7 protein-coding genes, 1 other RNA gene and 1 pseudogene are annotated in these 8,507 nt (G+C 45.3%); 1 reads left to right on the plus strand and 8 read right to left on the minus strand.

What is annotated here, in order from left to right; all coding sequences use genetic code 11:
- Positions 1-71 precede the first annotated feature (71 nt).
- From PGX78_RS01845 to PGX78_RS01860, 4 genes are read right to left on the minus strand one after another with little or no spacing between them, the layout of a single operon-like run.
- Entirely contained in the window at positions 72-1,730 is a 1,659-nt protein-coding gene (locus tag PGX78_RS01845; protein ID WP_270445146.1) for an NAD(P)H-hydrate dehydratase, read from the minus strand.
- A gap of 11 nt (positions 1,731-1,741) precedes the next feature.
- A complete protein-coding gene (gene acpS, locus PGX78_RS01850; RefSeq protein WP_270445147.1) occupies positions 1,742-2,110 on the minus strand; it encodes a holo-ACP synthase in 369 nt (122 codons plus the stop codon).
- Between the two features lie 55 nt (positions 2,111-2,165).
- Positions 2,166-2,465, minus strand: a complete 300-nt coding sequence (locus PGX78_RS01855; protein ID WP_270445148.1) for a hypothetical protein — start codon at positions 2,463-2,465, stop codon at positions 2,166-2,168.
- Positions 2,466-2,471: 6 nt separating this feature from the next.
- Positions 2,472-3,695, minus strand: coding sequence for an aspartate kinase (locus PGX78_RS01860; RefSeq protein WP_270445149.1), 1,224 nt, complete (start codon positions 3,693-3,695; stop codon positions 2,472-2,474).
- Positions 3,696-4,039: 344 nt separating this feature from the next.
- Between PGX78_RS01860 and PGX78_RS01865 the strand changes: the two genes are divergently transcribed.
- Positions 4,040-5,536, plus strand: coding sequence for a pyruvate kinase (locus PGX78_RS01865; RefSeq protein WP_270445150.1), 1,497 nt, complete (start codon positions 4,040-4,042; stop codon positions 5,534-5,536).
- A 111-nt stretch (positions 5,537-5,647) separates the two neighbouring features.
- Here PGX78_RS01865 and hisJ read toward each other — a convergent pair.
- The 4 genes and pseudogenes from hisJ to PGX78_RS01885 form a co-directional block, all read right to left on the minus strand.
- Positions 5,648-6,513, minus strand: a pseudogene (gene hisJ, locus PGX78_RS01870) (histidinol-phosphatase HisJ).
- Positions 6,514-6,582: 69 nt separating this feature from the next.
- Positions 6,583-6,930: RNase P RNA component class A (gene rnpB, locus PGX78_RS01875), an RNA gene on the minus strand.
- Positions 6,931-6,974: 44 nt separating this feature from the next.
- Positions 6,975-7,616 (minus strand): thiamine phosphate synthase, encoded by a 642-nt coding sequence (gene thiE, locus PGX78_RS01880; protein WP_270445151.1) that lies wholly within the window; start codon positions 7,614-7,616, stop codon positions 6,975-6,977.
- A 12-nt stretch (positions 7,617-7,628) separates the two neighbouring features.
- Positions 7,629-8,423, minus strand: a complete 795-nt coding sequence (locus PGX78_RS01885; RefSeq protein ID WP_270445152.1) for a Nif3-like dinuclear metal center hexameric protein — start codon at positions 8,421-8,423, stop codon at positions 7,629-7,631.
- Between the last annotated feature and the right edge of the window lie 84 nt (positions 8,424-8,507).

Below are 8,507 nucleotides of genomic sequence, written 5' to 3' on the forward strand. Positions count from 1 at the left end.
TTATTATAGCACATCGTTTCTGTGAGAGTAAAACATGATACATGCTGTTTTCTGTCCGTTCCGGTACATTTTTATGACATTATATACGGTTCTTGTAAGGCCGGCACGAGACGTTCTTCATCCCATTGAGCTAAAACTTTGGGCACAGCGGACGCTACCTCCGTTGCGGTAAACCCGTACGGACCGATATGTCGGGCACAATAATCACCGGCTGCACCGTGCAAATATACAGCCGCACAAGCCGCAACAGCCAAAGAATCAATACCGTCATGACAAATCATGGCAGCCGTAATACCGCTCAATACATCACCCATACCGCCTGTCGCCATACCGGCATTTCCCGTTTCATTAACATATACGTGACCCGTTTTAGCCGATACGGTAAGTGTAGGAGCCCCCTTTAATACCAAATTCACACCGTAAGTATGTACAAAGTCCGTAGCCGCTTTAATAAGATCCGTCTTAATACCTCTGACAGATACCCCCGATAGACGGGAAAATTCAGCCGGGTGCGGCGTAATTACTGTCCGCCTACCGTACTTTTTAAAAAAAGCCCGTTTATCATGTTCCGCCAAACAATTCAAGCCGTCCGCATCAATTACCATGGGGCAGGTCGTTTTTTCTGCTATACAGTTGATAAAATCAAATACGCCTTCATGCTTTCCCATACCCGGACCCATAACAAGAACCGATGCATTTTCCAGGTCATCGGCTATCTCACGGGCTTCACGGCCTCTCAAGGTGCGAGTTCCTGCCGGCCCGACACCGTGAACCATAACCTCCGGTTGTCTTGCAATACAATACTTTGCCGTTTCCGACGGGGTATATAAAAAAACCTTTCCCGCTCCGGCACGCACGGCTCCGTCAGCAGTCATTAATGCGGCACCGGCCATGTCATTACAGCCGGTCAGGACGGCTACAGTCCCGTGCGTTCCCTTATGACTGTTCACACGTCGAGGTCTGACGGCATCGATAACATCCTGCCGACTCGGCAAGAAAACGGCTTCTTTACATTGTTCCGACAAGGCAACAGGAATCCCTATATGGTCAATTTCCAACTTTCCCGTACAAGCCTTTCCCGGGTAAAGGAACTGCCCTTGTTTAAAAGCTCCGAAGGTGACGGTTAAGTCCGCCATAACGGGAGCCGATTCTTCTTCTGCCCCGGAGCCGCTTACAGCTCCCGTATCACTATTCACTCCGCTGGGCATATCAACGGAAATAACGGCCACACGCCGGCCGGCGGCCGCTTCGTTAACTGCCGTCACTATGCTTTTATACGGTTCCCGCAACTCCCCCTTAAAGCCTGTCCCTAATAAGGCGTCAATGACGACATGGCAAGTATCTAATTGTTTTATTAACAACGCTGAATCCGATGCGGTTTTATAGTAAATCAAGCTGCAACGCTCACCGTCACACATAGCTTCCAACGTCTTTAAGTGCGCCTTGCTTTCATCGCTGTATCCTTCCTTTTCTCCGAAAGCGTAGACATACACTCGACCTCCGTCTGCCAAAATATGCCTGGCCGTTACAAATCCGTCACCGCCGTTATTTCCCTTACCGCAAAGAATCATGACATCTTTACCGCTCCAACCGCCGACATATACGCCACCCTTTTCGCTGACGGCTCGACCTGCATTTTCCATCAATACAGCCGGAGCTATGCCGTACGGTTCACTCATGGCTGCCTTGTCTATAGCTTTCATATCCGCCGCTTTTCTTAATATTTTCATCTCATAGCCTCCTACGCATCCCAAACAACCTGTGCAATTGCATAATCACCATCGTGTGAAATAGATAAAACGGGCATATTGGCAGATTTTTCCGCCGCTTTTTCTGCATAATAACCGTGTAAAATCAAATAGGGTGCACCTTCTTCAGTATGTCCTACTTCCACATCGCGCCAAAGTCCGCCTCTAAAACCGCTCCCCATGGCCTTAAAAAAAGCTTCTTTGGCTGCATATAGTCCGGCATAGGAAGCAACGGCACCTTGCCCCTTACGGCGACAGTAAGCGATCTCTGCCGGAGAAAACAACCTCTCCAGACGTCCTTCGTGTTCCTTGACCAAAGATTCAAGGCGAGTAATTTGAACAATATCAATACCGCTGAACATAATTCCTCCACATAAAAAACAAACCTGCAACCGCAGTTACAGGTTTAGAATATATCTACCATTTTTGCATGCGTACACAAACGGCCAACCCTTCCAAATAGGCACGGAAGGTACGAAAAGACACGGTCACATCCGGATAGACCCCATCTGCTACCTTGTACGATATGGTAACCGTACTATGCTGATAATCGTAAGAAAAGCCGTGCAAATTGGACTCAAACGCATATTTTTTGGCCGGAACTTCAAACTGAGGCGGTTTTTCCTTATCCAGCCCGCGAATCATATTATGAAGCAATACGTTTTTAGGCCGTTCGCTTTGCAAAATTTCTTCCGTAAAATTATCAAGTACAGTCATGAATTTTCAGTCCTTATCAAAGAAGTGTGCGTGTATAGCCCGTACGGCTTTATCAACAGATTCTTCACCGATTAAGCACGTAATACTGATTTCAGAAGTAGATATAATTTCAATATTAATTCCGTTATCACTCATAATACCGAACATGCTGGCAGCAATACCCGGATGTCCGGCCATCCCTGCACCTACAACGGAAACCTTCCCCATTTTTTCATCAATAAGAATATCTTCAATGCTCAATTCATCACGAATTCCCGCCAATACATCGCGTACAAGAGCCGAATCATCCCGACTTACCGTAAAGGTAATATCAGTCACGCCTTCGTTGGCAACCCTTACACTTTGTACGATCATGTCCACATCTATATTGCGATCTGCCAATTCCGCAAAAATACGATAGGCATACCCCGGTTTGTTGGGTACACCGAGAATTGTTACTTTAGCTACATTTTTATCTTCCGCCACACCGCGAATAAGGTATTGCTTTACTTCCATAGAATAACCCTCCTGTATCATTGTTCCTTTTATTTCGGAAAAAGTCGAACGTACATGAATAGGAACGTTAAACCGACTGCCCATTTCAACGGCACGAGGCTGCATAACACCTGCACCGAGTTTAGCCATTTCCAACATTTCTCCGTACGTTATTTCTTCCATCTTGCGCGCCTCCGGAACAACACGGGGGTCGGAAGTATAAATACCGTCTACATCCGTATAAATTTCACAGGCATCTGCATTTATAGCTCCGGCAACGGCAACGGCCGTCGTATCCGAACCGCCTCTACCCAAAGTGGTAATATCGCCGTCATCCGTCATCCCTTGAAAACCGGCTACAATGACAATATTACCTTCTTTCAGAGCCTCTTTAACTCGTTCGGCATTAATTTCCAAAATTCTGCCTTTGTTATATGCCTTGCTCGTTACAATACCGGCCTGAGCACCCGTAAAAGATACGGCCTTATGACCCGCTTCGGCAAAGGCCATAGCCATCAAGGCTATGGATATCTGTTCGCCTGTAGAAAGAAGCATGTCCATTTCTCGACCGTACGGTTTTGATGTAACTTGACGGGCCAGCGAAACGAGTTCATCTGTCGTATCGCCCATGGCGGAAACGACAAGGACGACCTGGTCATCCTCTTTCATACCCTTGAGCACACGTTTTACAATGGCTTGCATTTTATCAGGTGTAGCGACAGAACTGCCGCCGAATTTTTTTACAATTAATGCCAACTTAACTCCCTCGCTTTGACCAGATTCATAATCGTGCCGAATCAGTAATTACGCATACTGCACGACAGTAACTATTACAATCAGAATGATAGCATGGAGACCCTTAAAAGTAAAGATTATACCGGCTCAATCCAGTCTGATTTTACGCTTTTACAGCCCTGTGACCTTTTTTTACAATATTCTTCATTCTTGCCATGCATGACTTTTGGCTATTTTATACGGCTTTATCATATTGAGATTTTTAGATAAAAAGTTATTTATTTCACATTCTTTTCATCGTATACTGAGTGTATAGAAGGAATATACCATTTACCTTCTTATAAACCGGAAAGGACCGTGATAATATGAAACAACATATAGACGCTTTATATGAAGAATTATATTCTTTACGCGCAGATATTATGAATGACGGCGAAGCTCTCTTTCGTACCTGGCTGCCGGGCATTGAAAGACGCCCTTTCCGCTTCAGCGCTTTAAACCTGGCCTATTATCTGGCTGTTCGCTGTCACGACTTACGCCCCGTTCAAGAGCGGCTTCTTCCCCTGGGGCTTTCCTCTTTAGGACGTAGCGAAGCCCGTACCATGGCTAACCTTGACGCCGTCATGGCAACCTTGGGCCGTTTATGTGAAAAAGAAGAAAATCTAATCAATTATCCGTCACAAAAGTGGTTCTTTCACGGCGATAAACTGTTAGACCACAATACGGGACTTATCTTCGGAGCCGCCAATAATATAAATACTCATATTATGGTAACCCTTCCGCCCGAAGCGGCTGATGACTACAAACTTGTTCGCAATTTATTGGAAGCCGGTATGGATACGGTTCGTATCAATTGTGCTCACGATGACCGCATAGTTTGGACCGCTATGTTGGATAATTTAGAACGGGCAAAAAAGGAAACCGGCAAAGATTGTCGCGTATACATGGACTTAGCCGGTCCGAAAATCCGTATTTCAGGAGTTCTTATTACAGGCGATACGGATAAATTACTGGAAGGAGATTCCTTCTTCTTATCTCAATCCATCGGATTCTGTCCGCCTGAGGCACTCGGAAAAATTGTCTTGGCCTGTTCGGCACCGGAAGTCTTTAATACGTTAAAAGAGGAAGACCCCGTTCTTATCGACGACGGAAAGCTCACGGCCAGAGTTACTGAAATGACTGATAACGGAGCTTTTTTAACCGTTACGGCTGCTAAAGAAAAAGGCTTCCGTGTAAAGCCTAAAAAGAGTCTGAATTTTCCTGAAACGCACTTGGACATTACGCCCCTAACCGCCAAAGATCTGGAAGACCTGGATTTTATGATTGGTCGTGCCGACAGCATCGGTTACTCCTTTGTGCGTAACGGAGACGATATTGAGCTGCTACAAAGAGAATTGAAAAAGAGACTGGGCAAAAAGTCTTCTTCCATTGCCATTATTGCTAAGATAGAAACAAAGGAAAGCGTAGCCAATCTACCACAAATCATTGTAAAAGCTGCTTCCAAGCAACCTTTCGGCGTCATGATTGCTCGCGGCGACTTGGCGGTAGAGGCGGGTTATCATCGTTTATCGGAACTTCAGGAGGAGATCCTCTGGATTTGTGAAGCCGCTCATGTCCCCGTCATTTGGGCCACTCAAGTACTGGAAACTTTAGTTAAGACGGGCTTGCCAACTCGAGCCGAAATAACCGATGCCGCCATGGGTGAACGGGCGGAGTGCGTAATGCTCAACAAAGGACCTCATATTGTAAAGGCCGTTTCGATTCTCAGCGATATTTTAGGGCGTATGAATGAACACCAGCGTAAAAAAGCTCCTCAATTACGAGCCCTCAGTATTGCCCTACACACAGTTTTTAAAGACTGATTTAAAAAGGCGTAGCACACCTGTGTTACGCCTTTTTGTTTTTCCCGTATCTTTTCGCAGACTGCAGAGCTCTGTCTTATTCATCCCGGTATTTCACAAAAACTCATTGCCTTATCCCCAGGCCCGTTCCAGATCTTCTACGCTATGAGAATCGGATCCGGGTATAAACGGGACTCCCAATACGTCAGCCATGACTTGAATGAAGCGACTCGGATACATTTCCCGACATTGAGGCTTAAAAAAGCCGCTCATATTATAGTCCAACTGCCGTCCCTGTTTTCTCATAATAAGGAGTATCTCTTTAATTAAGCGGCAATTTTGTTCATCAAGAGGTTTGGTAAAGCCAAAGTGAAGTCTATATTTTTTTATTAGATCAAGATGCCCTATACGCACAGGAGTGTACTTGCCCAAGTCGGCGCACACAGCCTTTTTTAAACAGGTAAAATATTTATAATACAATGCATTTTGGTCGAAAAGCCAAGGCCTGAAGGCTTTCCGGAAATCATCCGTACTGTAATCTACACAATAAAACTTCCCGTCATATCCGTCTAAGAAGTGTAATGATAATATATTATCCTCCGTAAATGCCCCGTATTCATTCAAAAAAGAGCGCGTATAGTCTTCAAATCCGGGTAGATAATCCACTTCAAGCCGACGGAAATATTGATACGGGTTGCATAATCTTTTTTTAACCTTTCAGCCAACTCTAAATATACTTCGACTTGATCCGCTTTAAGCGCTCCCGTATCATAACCTGCTTTAATACCGCCATATACGTTCTTAAACTCTACCGGCAAGGGGGCATGTTCAGTTAAGCAAATTTTATCGATTTTTAAATCAATAGCCTTCTCGATCATTAATGCCGTCTTATCACCACTTCCATGAGGACACAGCTCCGTATGTACATGGCCGTCGACTACTCGCCGTCCATAGACACGGTTTCCCATAAACTGTCGCTCTTCTTTCATATTAATCATACGCTTCGTCCTCTTACGCTTCATCATAATAAAAGGACCGCTTCGAAAAGCAGTCCCTTTTATTTGCGAATGATGAGTAATCAATAAGCCGAGTTTTGTTCTGCTTGCGCAGTGGTAATCATCTATCTAGACAGACCGTTGCCGGCCTGTTCGAGCGACACAACCCGGAAGATCAGCGGGCAACTTCATCCCTTCCCTATTCGGTCTTGCTCCGGATGGGGTTTACCTAGCCGGCAAGTTACCTTACCGCTGGTGCGCTCTTACCGCACCGTTCCACCCTTACCACTTACGTGGCGGTACACATTTCTGTGGCACTGTCCCTAAAGTCACCTTCGCCGGACGTTATCCGGCATCCTGCCCTACGGAGCTCGGACTTTCCTCCAATACCTTCGTACTGGCGATTACCTTTCATACTCATCGTGTATTATCATACGCTATCTCTTGTAAACCCGTCAAGAAAACTATTTCAAAGCTTGCCTCAAGTCGTCGACGGCTTTCTTTATATCCTTTTGCGATACGACAGCACTGATCATGGCAAAGGAACGGAACCCTCTGTCATATAAAGTGCGAATATTTTCTAAACCTATACCGCCGATAGTCACGACGGGAAGCGGAAATTCCAAGGCACTGCGAATGGTTTCTTCCGTAACGACCTCATCGGCATCGCTCTTTGATGATGTCGGGAACATAGGCCCGAAGCCGACATAGTCCGCACCGTCTGCTAATGCTCCCTGTAATTCTTTTGTCGTATTCGTCGATACGCCGACAAACACATTTTGACCGGCTATTTTCTTTACGATTTGAACCGGTGCATCGTCCTGTCCGACATGAATCCCGTCGGCTCCGCAAGCAACGGCTAAGTCCACGGAGTCATTCATAATAAATGTCGCTCCGTATTTTTTACACATAACCGCAATTTCCGATGCTTCGGCATATTTTTCTCGCCAGGTTTTATGTTTTTCCCGATATTGAATGATTCTTACGCCTACATCTAAAAGGGTTTTCGCTACTTCCGTATTCTTACGCCCCAAAGATAAGGCCTCGCCCATGACCACATAAATAGGATCATCCTTTAAACGCTGAATATGTTCTTCTTTAGTCATTATTCACCCTCCTTAAAGATATGAAATAAAATCACGACTCGTCGAATCAACAACGAATTTTACTTCCCAACCCCGTTTCTCACTTTCTGTCTGTAACAGGCGTTGCAGCTCGAATACGACGGGAAATTCCGTTCCGTAATGTCCTCCGTCAACTAAAAATATATCGTCTTTTACCGCTTGCTGAAAATCATGATATTTTACATCGCCCGTAAGATACAGGTCCGCACCGGCACGAACGGCGTCATTCATGAAACACGTAGCAGCCCCGCCGCAAAGAGCGATTGATTCTACTATTTCTTTTTCTTTGCCGCCATAAGGTAAGACAGGTCGATTCAACTTTACCTTAATATATTCCATGACTTCAGCAAGGCTCATGGCCTCAGAAAGTCTGCCGATTCTCCCCATAGAACCGCCTTCTTCTCCGTCTAGAGGTCGCACGTCATGTAGCTCCAAGAGAGAGGCTAAGACATCGTTAACCCCTCCCGTTGCCGAATCCAGATTGGTATGAGCACAATATACGCCTATATGGTGAGACAATAACTGTGCAAACATACGACCGTCATAGGTATCCGTTCTCAAAGCTTTAATCCCCGAAAAAATGACGGGGTGATGACTGATAATACAGTCAAAATGATGATCTACAGCATAGCATACATTTTCTTTTGTTACGTCCAACGTCAATAAGACGGATTTCACTTCCTGTTCCGGATTTCCTACAAGTAAGCCCGGGTTATCCCAGTCTTCTTTTAAAGTCAAAGGTGCCAGATTTTCCATTACATCAATAATCGCTTTAAATGCCACAGACATTTTCTTTCCTCCCATTCATCTATTTCCTTTTTGGTTCTTTCAACGTCTTCGAGGCGGCCTGCCGCCTCCATTCCCTTCAAAAAA

The organism is Megasphaera sp. AF13-6AC, assembly GCF_027685385.1.
GTDB classification, from domain to species: Bacteria; Bacillota; Negativicutes; order Veillonellales; family Megasphaeraceae; genus Megasphaera; species Megasphaera micronuciformis.

Excerpts from the sequence above, each read along its gene's own strand:
- PGX78_RS01845 (WP_270445146.1), bottom strand. The coding sequence starts at position 1,730 with ATGAAAATATTAAGAAAAGCGGCGGATATGAAAGCTATAGACAAGGCA.
- acpS (WP_270445147.1), bottom strand. The coding sequence starts at position 2,110 with ATGTTCAGCGGTATTGATATTGTTCAAATTACTCGCCTTGAATCTTTG.
- PGX78_RS01855 (WP_270445148.1), bottom strand. The coding sequence starts at position 2,465 with ATGACTGTACTTGATAATTTTACGGAAGAAATTTTGCAAAGCGAACGG.
- PGX78_RS01865 (WP_270445150.1), top strand. The coding sequence starts at position 4,040 with ATGAAACAACATATAGACGCTTTATATGAAGAATTATATTCTTTACGC.
- thiE (WP_270445151.1), bottom strand. The coding sequence starts at position 7,616 with ATGACTAAAGAAGAACATATTCAGCGTTTAAAGGATGATCCTATTTAT.
- PGX78_RS01885 (WP_270445152.1), bottom strand. The coding sequence starts at position 8,423 with ATGTCTGTGGCATTTAAAGCGATTATTGATGTAATGGAAAATCTGGCA.